The organism is Amycolatopsis sp. NPDC003861, assembly GCF_053605405.1.
Genome location: NZ_JBSGJD010000038.1, coordinates 1 through 16327 on the forward strand (window position 1 = coordinate 1; position 16327 = coordinate 16327).

The following is a 16327-nucleotide window of genomic DNA, read 5'->3' on the forward strand; positions in this document are numbered from 1 at the left end:
CGGCCGCCGCGGCCGACGACGCGGCGAAGCACGCCGGTGAGGCGGCCGGGGCCGCGCAGCGCGCCAAGGACGCCTCGATCGAGGCGAAGAACGCCGCCGACGCCGCGCAGGGGGCCGCCGACCAGGCCGAGAACACCGCTAGCCTGGCCCGCCGCGCCGACGCGGAGCGGCTCGCCCAGCAGCAGTCCCAGGCCATGCGCGACGCGCAGGACGCCAAGCAGGCCGAGGACTCCCGGACGGTGGCGGCGCACTGGAGCGCCGGCCAGCCCGAGCAGCTGAGCCAGCAGGCGGCGACCCTGCTGGCCGCGGCCAAGGACCCGGCGGCTCCGCCGGCGACGGCGATCGCCAGCGGCCGGAAACTGGCCGCCGAGCTCATGCACACCGGCGGCCCGAAGCTGTTCGCCGCGGCGAGCACCGCGCTCGCGGGCACGGACGCCGAACTGACCGCCTTCGTCCAAAGCGGCCTGAACGGGGCGCTGGAGCAGGACGACCGGCTGAGCCTCAGCATCGTGGGCGGCGCCTCCCTGGTACCGGCCCAGCGCACCGCGGCCGTTACCGCCGCCGCGGGCAGCCACGACCAGGTCAAGCAGTTCCTGACGACCCGCGACTACCAGGGCAAGGTGACCAACGACCGGCTCGAGGCGCAGCGCATCTCCTCGCTCGGCGGGCCGGCCACCAAGGACGCGGCCAACCGCGCGCTCTCGGGGACCCCGGCCGACGTCGCCGCGTTCCTGAAGACCGGGCAGTACACCGCGGCGAAGAACGACGACCGGATCGCCGCCCAGAAGATCCTGGACAAGGGCGGCCCGGAGGTGAAGGCCGCGGCCAACGCCGCGCTGTCGGGGCCGTGGACCTACGTCCGCCAGTTCCTGCAGTCCGGGCAGTACAGCGCCGCATGGCGGGACGCCGACGCCGCGCAGCACGTCGCCCAGATCAACGGTTACGTCGCCAACGCGAAGGAATCCGCGGCCTTGGCGCACCAGCAGGCGGCGCTGGCCGCCGAGTACGCGGCCAACGCGGCGGGCTCGGCCGCCGAAGCCGCCGCGGCGGCCCAGGCGGCGAAGGACTCGGCGGCCGAGGCGCAGCAGCACGCCGAAGCCGCGAAGGCCTCCGCCGACCAGGCCGAAAAGTCCGCAGCCCAGGCGGCGCAGTCGGCCGAGACCGCCCGGTGGGCGGCGGCGAACGCCCAGGCGGCGGCGCAGGCCGCGCAGCGCTCGGCGGCCCAGGCGGCGCAGTCGGCCGCGCTGGCCAACGAGTACGCCGCGGAGGCCCGCGAGGCGGCGGCCCGGGCACAGGCCGACGCGGACGCGGCGGGCAAGGACGTGCTCGAAGCCAGCCAGGCGGCCGCGGACGCGTACAACGCCGTCAGCGTCAAGCAGTCCGAGGAAAACGCCAAGCAGCAAGTCATGGACATGCGGGGCACCGTCCAGCAGGTCCGGGACGCGGTGGCGCAGATCATCCAGGACCACCCGGAGCTGCAGGGGCTCTTGGACACGGCGAACCAGCTGCTGTCCATGATCGACACGATGGCCGGCGCCACCCTCGACTACGTGCGCGACCACGCGGGCGAGCTGCTCGCGCTGATCCAGCACCTGGCCGAGGTCGCCGGGGGTGTCGGAGCCGCGCTCGGCGGTGCGTCGGTCGCCGGTGGCGCGATCGCGGCGTGCGCCGAAGAGGTCGGTGCGGGTGCGGCGATCGGCGCCGGTGGTGGCGCCGCGTTCGCCGGCATCGGCGCGGTGCCCGGCGGCATCGGCGGCGCGCTCGTCGGGGCGATCGCGTGCATCTTCACCTCGGGCCCGGCGGTCTACGCCGGGATCGCCGAGATGATCGGTGGCCTGGCCATGGCCATGCACGGCATGGAGGGCATGGCCGACGACATCAAGAACCTCGCCGAGAACCCGGGCAACAAGATCGGCGACGCGCGGGAGGTGAAGGTCTCGGAGATCGTCGGCGGCCGGCGCACCAAGGAGCTCACCAACGACGGCCAGGACTTCACGATCGTGCAGCCGGGCGTCGGCAAGACCGGCGTGGACGTGTTCGGGCCGAACGGCGAGTACATCGCGGTCGGCGGGCCGGGCAAGGCACTGGACACCACCAAGCTGGGCAGCCAGATGAAGGTCCTCAGGTGGGGCGCCGACCAGGCGGGCGTGCGGGCTCTGGCGTACTTTGAGGAGGGCACGCCGCAGGCGGCGCTCGACCTCGCCAAGAAGTGGCTCGGCGACGGCAACGTCATCCTTTTCCCGAAGTAGGCAGGAATGTCCGACGGATTCGTGCGCCTGTACCGGCGGGACTGGACACCGGAACAGGTGCACCGGCGGGTGGACTCGCTGGCGGCGGCGGGGATGGTGCTGAGCCATCCCCGCACCGGCCGGATCACCGCGATCAGCGGCGAGGGCGAGACCATCGGCGAGCAGGTCGAGATGGACCGTGCCGGCCTGCTCGCCGCCATGGCCGGGCTGGGGGAGAAGCAGTTCACCTTCCAGTACTGGCTGACCGACGACGAAGACGCCGACGTGGTCTGCACGGTGGGACCGGCCGGTGACGGCGTGGTCGTCGAGGACTACGACCTCGACGGCTTCGGCGGTCCGGTCTACCGGAAGGGACAGGACACGGTGATCCGCCGGATCCTGGCCGAGTTCCGGGCGACCGGGCCGGCCGCGGTCGGCCTGGTCGTCGACCGCTGGGGGCCGTCACTGGACATCGATCTCGACGACATCGTGACCGGTGGCCCGACGCCGGTGACGATCACCCCGGAACTGATGGTGCTGCGGCCCGAGGTCGCCGGCCGGCACCCGGAACTGCGGAACCTGGTCCCGTTCGGCGACTTCCTCGCCCGCGACACGGACGGGATCCTCGCGCTGGTCCCGGACTAACCGAGCGAGCGGCCGCCGTCGACGAGCAGACGTTGCCCGGTGATGAAGCCGGCTTCCTCCGAGGCGAAGAAACTCACCGCGGCGGCCACCTCCTCCGGCGTGCCCAGCCGCCCGGCCGGGACCGAGGCCCGGTACTCCTCGCGCTCGGCTTCCGGGACCTCCGCGTGCCGCTCCACCGGGATGGACCCGGGCGCGACCGTGTTGACCGTGATGCCGTCCGGGGCCAGCTCGCGGGCCCACGCCCGGGCCAGGCCGATCTGGGCGCTCTTGGCCGTCGCGTAGGCCGAGCGGCCGGGTGGCGGACGGTCCGCCACTTCCGAGTCGACGTGTACGATGCGGCCGTGGCCGCGGGCCCGCATGCCCGGCAGCACGGCGTGGCCCAGCAGCACCGGCGACCGGACGAAGAAGTCCAGCTGGGCCAGGTGGTCCGGCCAGTCGACGCCCGCCACCGGCGCTTCCGGCTGCGGTCCGGTCGCGTTGAGCACCAGCACCCCGATCGGGCCGAGCACCGCCGTGACCGCGTCGACCAGCTCGCCGGCCTGGCGCCGGTCCGTCACGTCCGCGGCGAACGCCGCCGCGCGGCCGCCTTCGGCGAGAATGCTCTCCGCGGCCGTCTTCAGATCCGCGTTGTCGTGGCGGCCGTTGACCGCGACGGCGAACCCGTCTCTGGCCAGCCGGCGAGCGATCACGCGGCCGAGACCCCGGGAACTGCCGGTCACCAGTGCGACACCCATACGCCCGACGCTAGGGGACACCTCCGGACACGACAAGGCCCCCGGGACAGGTCCCGGGGGCCTCGAACGGGTGACTCAGGCCGACGCGGCCGCGAGGTTTTCGGTCGCGGCGGGCGGTGCGGCCACGACCTTCTTGTTGCGGCGGTTGCGTCGCTCCAGGTACGTCGCCAGCGCCGTCAGCAGCAGGCACATCACGACGTAGATGGCGGTCGCCACGATCGTCGACGGCACGATCGGCCGCCCGAACGCGCCCTGGGAACCGATGTAGCGCGCGTAGTACAGCAGCTCCTGGTAGGTGATGATGAACCCGAGCGCGGTGTCCTTCAGCAGCACGACCAGCTGGCTGATGATCGTCGGCAGCATCGCCCGGATCGCCTGCGGCAGCAGCACCAGGAACATCACCTGCGTCTTGCGCATGCCCAGCGCGTACGCGGCTTCGCTCTGGCCCTTCGGCAGCGACTGGATGCCGGCGCGGAAGACCTCCGCGAGCACCGAGCCGTTGTACAGCGTCAGGCCGAACACCACGCCGAGGAACGGCGTCATCGGCACGCCCAGCGTCGGCAGGCCGAAGTAGAACAGGAACATCAGGATCAGCGCCGGGATGGCCCGGAAGAACTCGACGACGAACCCGGAGATCCGGCGGATCCACCCGTGGTCGGACAGCCGGCCCGCCGCGAAGATCGCGCCGAAGATCACCGCGAGCACCGCGGCGGCGGCGAACGCCTCGACCGTCGCGAGCACCGCGTCGGCCAGGTCGCGCTGCACCTGCGCGTACTGCAGCCACTCCCACTTGCGGGCGGTGAACTGGCCGCTGTCGTAGAACCGCCAGCCGATGTACCCGACGAAGGCGAGGACCACGAGCGTGCCGATCACCGCGTACGTGCGGTACCGGAGCCGGGCCTTCGGGCCCGGGACGTCGAACAGGACGTTGCTCATGCGCACACCTCGCTGACGCTCGGTGCGGCCTGAGCCGCAAGCGCAGTGTTGAATGATTCGGTCGCAAGCTCCCTCATCGGGCCACGCTCCAGCGCTTCTCCAGGCTGCGTTGGACGAACGACAGCACGGCGACCAGGATGATGAAGCCGAGCGCGACCCACAGCAGGCCGACCAGCTGGTTCTCCCCGCGTTCGGACAGGTACTGGCGGATCGCGCCGGCCTCGGCGACGGAGAAACCGGCCGCGATGGTGGTGTTCTTCAGCAGCGCGATCAAGGTGCTGATCAGCGGCGGCACGACCGAGCGCAGCGCCTGCGGCAGCACGACCTGGCCGAGGATCTGGCCGAAGGTCAGCCCCAGCGCCCGGCCCGCCTCGGCCTGGCCGACCGGCACGGTGTTGATGCCCGAGCGCACGACCTCGCAGATGAACGCCGAGGTGTACACGGTCAGCGCCGTCACCGCGGCCGGGAAGTAGTCGAGCTTGACGATGTCGAGCAGCGGGTAGGCGAACACGAAGAACGCGAACACCAGGGTGAGCGGCGTGTTCCGGGCGATCGTCACGTACGCCGCGCCGACGGCGCGGAAGACGGGGACCGGGCTCACCCGCAGCATCGCCAGGATCGTGCCCCAGATCAGGCTGCCGACGGCGGAGAGCACGAACAGTTCGATCGTGCGCAGGAAGAACGGACCGAACAGGTCCAGGTTGTTGAGCAGGACGTCCATGGAGCCTTCCCCGCGTCCGTGGTCAAGGAGTGGATGTGAGAGGGCCGGTGAACCGGGAAACCCGATCCACCGGCCCCGGTGTCACGTCAGTACTTCTCGAGGGTCGGCTTGGTCGCGGTCGAGCCCGACTTGCCGAGCGTGGCGTCGTAGATCTTCTGCCAGGTGCCGTCGTCCAGCGCCTTCTGCAGGATCTCGTTGACCTTGTCGCGCAGCACCTTGTCGTCCTTGTTGAGGCCGATGCCGTACTTCTCGGTCGAGAACGTCTTGCCGACGACCTTCAGGGTGTCCGGCTCCTGGGCCGCGTAGCCCTTGAGGATCGCGTCGTCGGTCGTGACCGCGTCGACGTCCTTCGACTGCAGCTTCTCGACGCACTGCGAGTACTTCTGGAACTCGACGATGTTGGCCGGCTCGGTCAGGTTCTGCTGCCGGACCTTCTGGATCGGGGTCGAGCCGGTGACCGAGCAGACCTTCTTGCCCTTGAGGGTCTCCGGGCCGGTGATCGAGGTGTCGTCCTTGCGGACGAGCAGGTCCTGGCCGGCGACGAAGTACGGGCCGGCGAAGGAGACCAGCGCCTTGCGCTTGTCGGTGATCGAGTAGGTGCCGACGTAGTAGTTCACGTCGCCGTTCGCGATCGTCTGCTCACGCGCGCCGGAGTCGACCGTGCGGAAGGTGATCTTCTCCGGGTCGAAACCGAGGCCGGCCGAGACGAGCTTCGCGATCTCGATGTCGAAGCCGCCGAACTTGCCCGTCGTCGGGTCCTTCTGGCCGAGGCCCGGCTGGTCGTCCTTGGCGCCGACGGTCAGTGCGCCCGCCGACTTCATCTTGGCGTACACCGGCGAGCCGGCCAGGTCGACGCCCTGCGCGACCGGGTAGCTCAGCGCCGCGGGGGCGTTCGTGCCGCTCTGGTCACCGGAACCCGGCGAGGTCGGCGTGCCTTCCTTGCCACAGGCGGTCAGCGTGGTCAGCGCCAGGCCACCGGCGAGCAGTCCCACCGCGAGGGTGCGGATCCTCATGTGAATCTCTCCTGTGTGTCGTCACCCGGACGCCGACGGCGCCGCGGAACGTTTGTTCTCAGTGGGTCAGGATCTTGCCGAGGAAGTCCTTCGCGCGCTCGCTCTTCGGCGCGGTGAAGAACTCTTCCGGCGTCGTGTCCTCGACGATCTCGCCGTCGGCCATGAAGATCACCCGATCGGCTGCCCGCCGGGCGAAGCCCATCTCGTGGGTGACGACGAGCATCGTCATGCCGTCCTTGGCCAGGCCCGTCATCACGTCGAGGACCTCCTGGACCATTTCCGGGTCCAGCGCCGAGGTCGGCTCGTCGAACAGCATGACCTTGGGCCGCATGGCCAGCGCCCGCGCGATGGCGACGCGCTGCTGCTGGCCACCCGAAAGCTGCGCCGGGTACTTGTCGGCCTGGTTGGCGATGCCGACGCGCTCCAGCAGCTCCATCGCCGTCTTGCGCGCTTCGGCCTGCGAGGTCTTGCGGACCTTCACCGGCGCGAGCATGACGTTCTCGACGATGGTCTTGTGCGCGAACAGGTTGAACGACTGGAACACCATGCCGACGTCGGCCCGCAGCGCGGCCAGCGCCTTGCCCTCGGCGGGCAGCGGGACGCCGTCGACGGCGATCTCGCCCGAGTTGATCGGCTCCAGCCGGTTGATCGCCCGGCACAGGGTCGACTTGCCCGAGCCCGACGGGCCGAGCACCACGACGACCTGGCCGCGAGGCACCTCGAGCGTGATCTCCCTGAGCACGTGCAGGTCGCCGAAGTACTTGTTCACGGCGGACGCCTTGATCATCGGCGCCGCCACCTCCGCGGTCATCTGGCCTCCCGGATCGTTCGTGCAAATCGGGCATGGGTCACCACGCGATGGCGAGAACCTACCGTTGCTTCCCCGGCTGGCAAGGCCGCTTGAGCAATACTTAGGGTTTCAACTGAGTATCGATGTCCCTTTTGGGGGGTGTCCACCCGGAGTCACGGAGTGTGACCGTCCGGGTGGCCGGTGCGGGAGCCGCCGGGACGTCCTAGAGTTCGCCGTACCGGCCGGTGAAGCAGGTCACCATGGGAGGCGGACGGGTGCGGGTGCTGCTGGTGGAGGACGACGACCGGGTCGCGGGCGCGCTCATCCCGGCGCTGACCCGCCGCGGCCTGGCGATCGCCCGGCTCGCCACCGGCGCCGGCGTGCTCGACCGGGTGCACGAGGTCGACGTCATCCTGCTCGACCTCGGCCTGCCGGACATCGACGGCGTGACGCTGTGCCGCCAGATCCGCGCGGTGAGCGACGTCGCGATCATCGTCGTCTCGGCGCGCGGCGAGGTCGACGACCGGATCCAGGGCCTGCGCGCGGGCGCCGACGACTACCTGGTCAAGCCCTACGACGTCGAGGAGCTGCTCGCCCGGGTCGAGGCCGTGCGCCGCCGCCGCGGGGAGCACCCCGCCGCCGAGCCGGTGGTCATCCGGGTCGGGGACGTCACCGTCGACGTCTCCCGGCACGAGGTGCTGGTCGACGGCAAGGCGGTCGCGCTGTCGCGCAAGGAGTTCCAGGTGCTGGCGCTGGTGGCGGGCGCGCGTGGCGCGGTGTGCTCGCGCGAGCACGTGCTCACCGAGGTGTGGGGCCACCGCGGCGCGGCGGAGAGCCGGTCGCTGGACGTCCACGTCGCGACGCTGCGGACGAAGCTGGGCCGCCCGGCGCTGATCGAGACCGTCCGCGGGGTCGGGTACCGGCTCGGCGGCCAGGTCGCCCGGAGCTGAGGCGGCGTGCGCGTCCGGCTGCAGGGCATCGTGCTGACGCTGGTGGCGTTGCTGGTGTTCGGCCTGGGCATCCCGCTGGCCAGGAGCATCGCCGCGGGCGCGCAGCAGGACCTGTTCCTGGACCGGCTGACCGACACGGCCCGGTTCGCGTCGCTGGCGCAGCGGCCGCTGCTGGACAACAAGCCGGGGCTGATCGAGCCCGACCTGATCCGCTACACCGACGTCTACGGCGTCCAGGCGCTGGTCGTCAACCAGGACGGCAAGCTGTTCGCCTCGTCGCTCGGGCAGCCCGCGCGGATCGACCTGAAGGACGACCGGATCAGCGGGCCGGTCCACGAGGCGCTCGCCGGCCGCCGGTCCCAGCCCACCGGCGTGCTGATGCCGTGGGATTCGACGCCGCTGGTGCTCGCCGAGCCGGTGCTCGCGGACGGTGAGGTGCACGGCGCGGTGCTCACCGTGTCCGACACCGGCGCCGAGCGGGCGGATGTGCTGTGGTGGTGGCTGCTGCTCGCCGCGGGCGGGATCCTCGCGTTCACGCTCGCGCTGGCCGTGGCGATCCCGGTGGTCCGCTGGATCCTGCGGCCGGTGCACCGGCTGGACGACGCGACGGGCGCGCTGGTGGCGTCGGTGGTCAGCGGCCGGGAAGCCGAGCCGGTGGGGGAGAGCGGCGGGCCGCCGGAGCTGCGGCAGCTGGGCCGCTCGTTCGACCGGATGGCGTCCAGCGTGTCGGGCGCGCTGGCGGCGCAGCGGGCGTTCGTCGCCGACGCGTCCCACCAGCTGCGCAACCCGCTGACGGCGTTGAAGATCCGGCTCGGCAATCTCGAAGGCCACGTCGACGACGAGCCGGCGGCCGCCGACCTGGAAGCGGCGCGGGTGGACGCGGGCCGCCTGCACCAGATCCTGGACGGGCTGCTGTCGATGGCCCGCGCCGAGGCCTCGGGCGGCGAGCTGGACCCGGTGGTGCTGGACGAGGTCGTGGCGGACCGGGTCGCGGACTGGTCGGTGGTCGGCGAAGCCCGCGACGTCCGCTTGGTGGTCGAGACGTCCGGCGACGGTGCGCGCGTGTGCATGCCGCCGCGGGGTGCGGAGACGATCCTGGACGCGTTGCTGGACAACGCTTTGAAGTTCACGGCGGCGGGGACGGAGATCCTGGTCGCGGTGGCGCGATCGGGCGACCGGGTGCGGTTGTCGGTGCGGGATCACGGGCCGGGCCTGCCACCGGAGGAGCTCGACCGGGCGCTGGACCGGTTCTGGCGGAGCCCGGCGCACCAGAACGTGCCGGGGTCCGGGCTGGGGCTGGCGATCGTGAGTGAGATCGTCGCGCATTCGGACGGGGAACTGGCGCTGGAATTGCCCGACGGGGGCGGGCTCCGGATCTCGATGGTGTTCCCGGTGGCCTAGGTCTTCTGCGACCGGTAGTACCGCAACGCGCCCGGGTGCAGCGGGATCGGCTGGGTCTCGATGCCCGGGTGGACGTCGATCGACAGGGCCGCCGAGTTGGCGTTCGCCAGCTCGCGGCGGGCGTCGAAGAGGCCGCGGACCAGGGCCTCCGCCACGTCGTCCGGCATGGACTCCGGGACCACCAGGAAGTTCGGCACCACCAGCGTCGTCACCGGGAAAGCCTGGTTGTACGTGCTCGCCGGGATCGTCGCGGTGCTGTAGACCTGGCTGCTCGCCTGCACCCTCGGCATGACGTCGGCGAGGTCGAGCAGGTGCAGCTTGCCTCGGTTCTCCGGCTCCAGCAGCTTCGGCGTGGGCAGGCCGCCGGACCAGAAGAACGCGTCGACCTCGTGGTTCAGCAGCGCGGTGACGGACTGGTCGAGGCCGCGGGTGCTGGTGCTGACCGAGTCGCGCAGCCCGATCGTCTTGAGCAGCCAGTTGGCGATGAACTCGACGCCGGACTGCGGTGAGCCGATCGCGATCCGGTGGCCGCTCAGCTGCGACACCGACCGGATGTCGGAATCGGCCCGGACGACGATGTGCAGGTAGTCGTCGTGGATCCGGGCGAGCGCGGCGAACTTCGACTTGGCCTGGTACTGGGCCGCGGCGACGTCGGCCGCGACGAAGGCGACGTCGGCCTGGCCGGCGAGGACCTTGTCGACGTTGTCGGGCGAGCCCTGCGTCTCGAGCACCTGGGGCCGGTCGATGCCCAGGCCGCCCTGCCAGGCCGTGGCGAGGGTCTGGGCGAGCTTGTAGTAGACGCCGCTGGAGGTGCCCGCGGCGATCCGCAGTTCGAGGCCGCCGAAGCCGCTGGTGCAGGCGGCGAGCACCAGCAGGAGGGCGGCCGCGATCGCGGGTCCGCGGGTCCTCCTCCAGCCGGTCACCGCCTGATCGTGCCAGACGGCGGGCGCCGGAGGGAATTCCGGGACCCGCCGATTCCGCGGGGAATCCGGAAAGATCGGTTTCGGCCCGGTTTGTAACAGGCCGCTTCGCGCGACGGACTTCAAAGCCATGAGCTCCTGCGCGGTGTGCGAACGAGAACTCGAACCCCAGGCCCGATTCTGCGGAACCTGCGGGACGCCGGTCGATGCTCTTTCCCCGGCGCCGTCCGGGACCGCGGCCGGGTCGTCGTCGCGGAAGCTGCTTCCGTTGCTGGCCGCGGGATCGCTGGTGGCGCTGGCCGCCGCCGGAGCGGTGATCTTCGCGGTTTCCCGTTCGCCCGGCCCCGCCGCGCCCGCTGCTCAGCCCGGAACCGGACCGGTGGAGGCACCCACCCAGCCGTGGGCGCCCGCGACGAGTCCGGACCTCCGCACGACCTGGTCGCCGCCGTCCGCGGCCACGTCGAGCACGACGGTCACCGAAGCCGACCTGCGCGACCAGGTTTCCCGCGACCACGACGTCGCGGAAAGCCTGATCGGGCGCTGGCTCCCGCAGTTGTCGTCGAAAGCCGCCGGTCTCGTGGTGAACGGCGTGACCTACGACGACGCCGCCGTGCTGGCCGATTTCCGGCGGTTGCGGGAAAAGTACCCCGACGCTTTCATGGTCGATTCCGGTGATTACCGGAACTTCAGCCGCAGCGGCTACTGGGTCACCCTGGAAGGGCAGGCTTTCCCCAGCGCCGACGACGCCAACGCGTGGTGCGGGCAGCAGGGGTTCGCCCGGCAGGACTGCCACGCGAGCCGGCTCACCCACACGGGTGGGCCGAGTGGCAACTCCAAGCCGCGGTGACGAGGCCTCGTCACCCGAAGAGCTTGAGGACGAGTTCGGTGATCTTCGTGAGCGGTGCGCTCAGGTCACCGATCAGGGTGGTGACGGTCTCCCAGCGGTTCCGCACCACCTTGCCGCGCGGCTCCTCCTTCTTCAGCTCCTCCTCGATCTTGTCCACTTCCGCCTGCACTTCGGCGCGGTCGGCCGCGGGGGCGGCGGCGATGATGTCCGGCCGCACCCGGGCGAGTGCCTCGAGCAGGTCCTCGACCGGCACCGCCGGGCCGGACGTGTAGTGGTTGACGCTGGCGTGGGAGCCGACGGCGCTGCCTTTGAAGTGTGCGCCGCGCAGGTCGAACCGGTCGCCCATGATCACTTCTCCTTTGCGGGCTTGGCGCCCTTGTTGACGCTGCTGTGCGAGCCGACCGCCGAATCGACGAAGGTGCTGCCGCGCAGGTCGTAGGTGTTGTAGACGGGATCGGCCAGTTTCGTGAACTCGACGACGGAGTAGCCGCGCTCCTGCAGGTAGGCGCCGACCGCGCGGAACAGCGTCGAATCCATGATCCGGACGTACCGCTCCACGTCGACGTCCTGGAAGTAGCTCTGCACCAGCTCGGCCTGCGCCAGTTCGCGCAGGCTCCGGCCGGCCCCGTACTTGGCCGGCTCGATCTTGTCGGGGCGCTGCTGCAACGCCTTGAAGCCGCGGAACACGGTCTTGGCGCGCCGGAGGATCGTCGCCGGCAGCAGGCACCACTCCACGGCCGCGGCCCGCAGCGGCGCGAGCACGGGGGACCGGTGCCGGTCGATGGTCCGGTAGCGCGGATCGATCGGCAGCAGGGCCAGGAACTGCCATTCGAGGAACAGCATCCGCTGGTTCGTCCCGACGTGGAGGTAGCACGACGTGGTCAGGTCGCGGTCCCACGACTCGATGCGGTAGCAGCGGTAGTACCGCGCCCACTCCACCGAAGCGTCGGCGAGGTGGCGGGCCGCTTCGGGGTCCAGCTGCGGAGCCGGGCGCCCGGCCAGGCTCGGCAGGACACCGGGCACCGCCGCCCGGTCGGCCACCAGCCGGTCCGCCGGGATGAGCACCTGCTCGCGCAGCACCAGGTCCTCGAGGCGCCGGCCGGGGCCCAGCGACGACGTCCCGCGCAGCCGCGCCATCGCCGCGCTGACCTGGTCCTGCAACCCGGTGACGTTGATCGTCTCCGGTTCGGCGTCGTCGTCGGCCGGTTCGAGCGGCAGGGTGATCACCTGCTGGTGCAGCGGGATCCCGGCGCCCACGAACGGGGAGAACCCCCGGTGCACGACCACGTCCACCTTGTCGGGGTGGCGCGCCAGTTCCTGCTCCACCCGGGCCAGGTCGCCCAGCGGCCCGGCGAACTGGTCCAGGCCGAGCCCGCGCAGCCGCCGCTCCTGTTCGTCGGCGCTCATCTCCCGGTTGGGGACGAAGGTGCCGGTGCGGAACCGGTCGAAGACCAGGAAGTGCACGGCGAACTCGTCGGCGCCGAGGACGACGGCCATCATGACGATCAGGACGAAGGGAACGACGATGACGCCCACGCCCAGGCCGGCGCTCACGCTCGAAGCCGCCGTGCCCAGCTCGGACCCCGATGACCCGGACCCGAGGCCGAACACCGTCCCCAGTGCGTAGCCGATGACGCTGATCCCGGCCAGCGGCAGGACGACGGCGACCGCGAGGACCGTCCCGATCGCCGCGCCCCGCTTGGTGGGCGTGAGCTTGCCGGTGACGAAGGCCAGGACGGTGGCGGCCACCAGCCACGCGATGAACCACAGAGGGTTGAGGACCAGCATCACCAGCAGCAACCCCAGCAGCACCCCGTCGCGGATGCGCCGCCGCGCGCGGGCGGCCACCGCCTCGCGCAGGACGGCGGTGGTGTCCACGCCGGGTGTCTGCGGAACGGCGCGGAACGGTTCGACGAGGAATTCCTTGATCGCCTCGTCGGCGAATTTCTCGTCGAGCTGCGCCGCGGCACAGAGGTACCGCGTGGTGATGTCCCGCCTCGCCAGGGAAGCGCCACACTGCTGGCAGTATTTGTCCCCGGTTCGGTTGACCGACCGGCAACGCCGGCACCGTCTGCTCTGTTCGGTTTCGACACCGACAGCCATGGATTTCCCTTTCCGGTCCGATCCCACCCGGGAGTCGTCCGGCCGGCCGTGCGGTGTTACAGGACCGGAACCGCGTGCACCGGTTCCGGCCGCCGGGAAGTCAAGGGCGTGCTGTCAACCGCAAGATCGGTTCCCCGGCCGCGTCACCCGCGGGATCGCCGACGACCACCGAGAATTGCGGCGAATCGATCACCAATCCCTCCGCCGATGCACGCACCTCGACCGTAAAAGGGACATCGCCCTGCGGCCCGTACCGCACGGCGAAAACCGACGAGCCCGGCGCCGACACCAGCGGCGACGGCGTGCCCGTCTTCGTGCTCAACACGCTGTCCTGGACGCGCGACGCGATCACCTCGGTGACCGTGACCTCGGCGGCCACCGGCGTGCGGGTGGCCGACCCGGACGGCCGTCCGGTCCCCGCCGTCACCGACTCGGTCGTGCGCAACCCCGACGGCTCCCTGGAAGAAATCACGCTGACCTTCCTCGCCACCGCGGTGCCCGCACTCGGCTACCGGGTCTACCGGGTGCTCGACGCAGCGGACGTCCCACCCGGGTGGACCGAGAAGCCGGGCCCGCCCACGATCGAGAACGACGTCTTCGCGGTCGAAGCCGACCCGGCGCGCGGGGGCGCCCTCAAGCGCGTCCGGGACCGGCGAAGCGGCCGGGACCTGCTGAAGGACGGCGGGCTCGCCGCCGGGCTGGTGGTCCAGGACGAGCACGCCGAGCACCCGGTCTGGGGCGAAGGCCCGTGGCACCTGCTGCCGAAGGGACCCGGCCACGGCCCGGGCGCGGCGGAGGTCGTCGTCGAGACCAGCCCGGTCGGGGAGCGGCTCGTCGCGACGAGGGCTCTGGACGACCTGCGGATCACCCAGCGCACGACGCTGTGGCGCGGAGTGTCCCGAGTGGACGTGCACACCGACGTCGACGGGTCGCTCGGGCAGGACCGGCTGCTGCGGGCCCGCTTCGACTTCGCCGTGCCCGGCGCGTTGCCGGTGGCGGAGGTCGGGTTCGGCGCGATCGGCCGGTCGTTCGGCTTCCCGGACGTCGACGCGGCCGAACACCTCTGGACGCTCGACACGCCGGCCCACACCTGGGCCGGGCTGTCGGCAACCGCCCGCGTCGCGCTCGTCCGCGACGACGGCACGCGGACCGCGCACGCCATCGGTGTCGCCGAAGTGGTCGAGCCGCTCACGTCCGGGCTCGAGGTCCGGGCGCTGGTCGCGGCCCTGGCCGCGAAGGGCGTGACGGCGACCTGCACCCGCCCCGGCGGCCTGCGCTACGGCGCCCTCGACGCCGACTCGAACCTGCCCGACGTCCGGTTCGTCGTCGGCGCGGACAACCCCTGTGCCGCCGAAGTCCTCGCCTCCGCCGACTCCGGCTACCGGGACGCCCTGAAACGGCACGGCCGGGTGTTCGTCCCGGCTATTCGGACCCGGCGCGAAGCCTGGGTGCCCGACGCCGACCTGCGTGGCCTCCGCGACCTGCCGGTGGTGATCGTCGACGACGTCAAGGCGGCCATCGCCGAACTGCGTGCGGCGGCCGCCCTCGACGTGCGGGTGCCCGACGGGCTGGCCGGGACGGCCGAACCCGCCGACAGCTACTCCGTCGCGGTCGTCAACCACGGCACGCCCGGATTCGTCGTCGACCCGGGCGGCACGCTGCACCTGTCGCTGATGCGCTCGTGCAGCGGCTGGCCCAGCGGCGGGTGGATCGACGGTGAGCGCCGGACCGCCCCCGACGGCTCGAGTTTCGCCTGGCAGCACTGGACCCACACGTTCGGCTTCTCGATCGTCGCCGGGGACGGGGACTGGCGGGACGCCGGCTTCCCGCGGCACGCGCAGGAAGCCGCCCATCCGCTCCGGACCCGTCCGGTGCCGGCCACCGAAGGCGTGTTGCCGCCCGCGCTGAGCTTGATCACGGTCGAACCCGCCGAAGTCGTGCTGACCGCGGCAAAACCGGCGGGCAACCCGCTGGCGTCGGGCTCGGTGATCCCGCCCGCGGACGCGATCACGCTGCGGGTGTACGAATCGACCGGGTCCGCGGCCACGGCGGCCATCGCGCTGCACGGCGGGATCCGTTCGGCCTGGCGCACCGATCTGCTCGAAGAACGCGGCGAGCCGGTCGAAGTCGACGCCGGACGCGCGCGCGTCGAACTGGGCGCCGCGGACGTGGCCACCGTGCGGCTGGAACCCGTCATGCGGATGGGAACCGGGCAGGAAATCGCCACGGAACCCGTGCAGCCGTTCCCCACGCGGTACTGGCTGCACAACGAAGGCCCGGCGCCGGCCGGCAACCTGCCGGTGAGCGTGCACGTGACGCCGACCCGGCTGAAACTCGGCGACGGACGGGCCCGCCTGGACGTCACCGTGAGCTGCAGCGGGCGCCCGGCCCGCGGGCGGGTCGAGCTCGACCTGCCGCCGGGGTGGCGCACGGAAGGGGAGCCGGACTTCGATTACGACCTCGCGCCGGGGGGCCACGCGAAAACCACGGTCGAAGTGCGGGGGCCGGACACACCCGGCCGGTACCTGCTCGCCGCCCGGATCACCGACGACCGCGGGCACCTCCTCGAGGACACGGCCGAAATCCTCGTCGGGCCCCCACCACCCCGCGACGACCTCGTCGCGGTCGGCGTCACGGGCGCGGTCGTCGTGCGACCGGGCGGGTGCGCCGAGCTGCCGGTGTCGCTGGAAAACCTGGCCCAGAGCGAGATCCGGGGCGCGGTCGCGGTGATCAGCCCGTTCGGCACCTGGGGCACCGAGGTCACGATCGGCCCGCGGCTGCAGCCCTTCCGGCTCGCTGCCGGCGAAACGGCGACGGTGCCGGTCACCGTCCGGGCGAGTCACCGCGCCCGGCCGGGCGCGCACTGGTGGGTGCTGGTCCGCGTGGCCGCCCACGGACGGCTCTCCTACAGCCCCGCCGTCGAAGTCCGGATCGAGTGAATTCGTCGAATTCGCAGGAGCTCCGCAAAAGATCAGGTTACTGACGGGCGAATTACTCCGGACGCTGCTTGACCCGGATCTCCCCGGCGCTGATCATTCC

The 16327-nt window shown here is 71.7% G+C and carries 15 protein-coding genes; 6 read left to right on the forward strand and 9 right to left on the reverse strand.

Annotation, left to right across the window (positions count from 1 at the left end):
• The coding region (locus ACWEVN_RS12665; protein WP_452051311.1) for an ALF repeat-containing protein at positions 1–2249 on the forward strand (2249 nt) is incomplete at its 5' end.
• Positions 2250–2255: 6 nt separating this feature from the next.
• Positions 2256–2873, forward strand: a complete 618-nt coding sequence (locus tag ACWEVN_RS12670; RefSeq protein WP_452051312.1) for a hypothetical protein — start codon at positions 2256–2258, stop codon at positions 2871–2873.
• Here ACWEVN_RS12670 and ACWEVN_RS12675 read toward each other — a convergent pair.
• The 5 genes from ACWEVN_RS12675 to ACWEVN_RS12695 all read right to left on the reverse strand — a co-directional run bounded on the left by ACWEVN_RS12675 (position 2870) and on the right by ACWEVN_RS12695 (position 7064).
• Positions 2870–3607, reverse strand: coding sequence for an SDR family NAD(P)-dependent oxidoreductase (locus ACWEVN_RS12675; RefSeq protein WP_452051313.1), 738 nt, complete (start codon positions 3605–3607; stop codon positions 2870–2872). The two genes, ACWEVN_RS12670 and ACWEVN_RS12675, sit on opposite strands and share 4 nt — an antisense overlap.
• 75 nt (positions 3608–3682) lie before the next feature.
• Complete coding sequence (locus ACWEVN_RS12680) at positions 3683–4543, reverse strand: amino acid ABC transporter permease (RefSeq protein ID WP_452051314.1); 861 nt, start codon at positions 4541–4543, stop codon at positions 3683–3685.
• A gap of 73 nt (positions 4544–4616) precedes the next feature.
• Complete coding sequence (locus tag ACWEVN_RS12685; protein ID WP_176175880.1) at positions 4617–5264, reverse strand: amino acid ABC transporter permease; 648 nt, start codon at positions 5262–5264, stop codon at positions 4617–4619.
• 86 nt (positions 5265–5350) lie between these two features.
• Entirely contained in the window at positions 5351–6277 is a 927-nt protein-coding gene (locus ACWEVN_RS12690; protein WP_449686264.1) for a glutamate ABC transporter substrate-binding protein, read from the reverse strand.
• A 58-nt stretch (positions 6278–6335) separates the two neighbouring features.
• Positions 6336–7064 carry an amino acid ABC transporter ATP-binding protein gene (locus ACWEVN_RS12695; protein ID WP_003054447.1) on the reverse strand — a complete coding sequence of 243 codons (729 nt, stop codon included), beginning with the start codon at positions 7062–7064 and terminating at the stop codon, positions 6336–6338.
• Between the two features lie 278 nt (positions 7065–7342).
• Between ACWEVN_RS12695 and ACWEVN_RS12700 the strand changes: the two genes are divergently transcribed.
• Together ACWEVN_RS12700 and ACWEVN_RS12705 are read left to right on the forward strand one after the other, a co-directional pair.
• Positions 7343–8017: a response regulator transcription factor gene (locus ACWEVN_RS12700; RefSeq protein WP_310976527.1), complete on the forward strand. Its 675-nt coding sequence runs from the start codon at positions 7343–7345 to the stop codon at positions 8015–8017.
• A 6-nt stretch (positions 8018–8023) separates the two neighbouring features.
• Positions 8024–9418: a sensor histidine kinase gene (locus ACWEVN_RS12705; RefSeq protein ID WP_452051315.1), complete on the forward strand. Its 1395-nt coding sequence runs from the start codon at positions 8024–8026 to the stop codon at positions 9416–9418.
• Here the strand turns inward: ACWEVN_RS12705 and ACWEVN_RS12710 are convergent.
• Entirely contained in the window at positions 9415–10341 is a 927-nt protein-coding gene (locus ACWEVN_RS12710) for a TAXI family TRAP transporter solute-binding subunit (protein ID WP_452051316.1), read from the reverse strand. The genes ACWEVN_RS12705 and ACWEVN_RS12710 overlap by 4 nt on opposite strands.
• Positions 10342–10468: 127 nt before the next feature.
• Between ACWEVN_RS12710 and ACWEVN_RS12715 the strand changes: the two genes are divergently transcribed.
• Positions 10469–11185, forward strand: coding sequence for a zinc ribbon domain-containing protein (locus ACWEVN_RS12715; RefSeq protein ID WP_452051317.1), 717 nt, complete (start codon positions 10469–10471; stop codon positions 11183–11185).
• Between the two features lie 10 nt (positions 11186–11195).
• Here ACWEVN_RS12715 and ACWEVN_RS12720 read toward each other — a convergent pair whose 3' ends face one another.
• The 3 genes from ACWEVN_RS12720 to ACWEVN_RS12730 form a co-directional block, all read right to left on the reverse strand.
• Entirely contained in the window at positions 11196–11531 is a 336-nt protein-coding gene (locus tag ACWEVN_RS12720) for a hypothetical protein (protein ID WP_452051318.1), read from the reverse strand.
• A 2-nt stretch (positions 11532–11533) separates the two neighbouring features.
• Entirely contained in the window at positions 11534–13288 is a 1755-nt protein-coding gene (locus ACWEVN_RS12725; protein ID WP_449686259.1) for a hypothetical protein, read from the reverse strand.
• A 100-nt stretch (positions 13289–13388) separates the two neighbouring features.
• Positions 13389–13610, reverse strand: coding sequence for a hypothetical protein (locus ACWEVN_RS12730; protein ID WP_452051319.1), 222 nt, complete (start codon positions 13608–13610; stop codon positions 13389–13391).
• Between ACWEVN_RS12730 and ACWEVN_RS12735 the strand changes: the two genes are divergently transcribed.
• Entirely contained in the window at positions 13591–16227 is a 2637-nt protein-coding gene (locus ACWEVN_RS12735) for an NEW3 domain-containing protein (protein WP_452051320.1), read from the forward strand. The genes ACWEVN_RS12730 and ACWEVN_RS12735 overlap by 20 nt on opposite strands.
• Positions 16228–16327 lie beyond the last annotated feature (100 nt).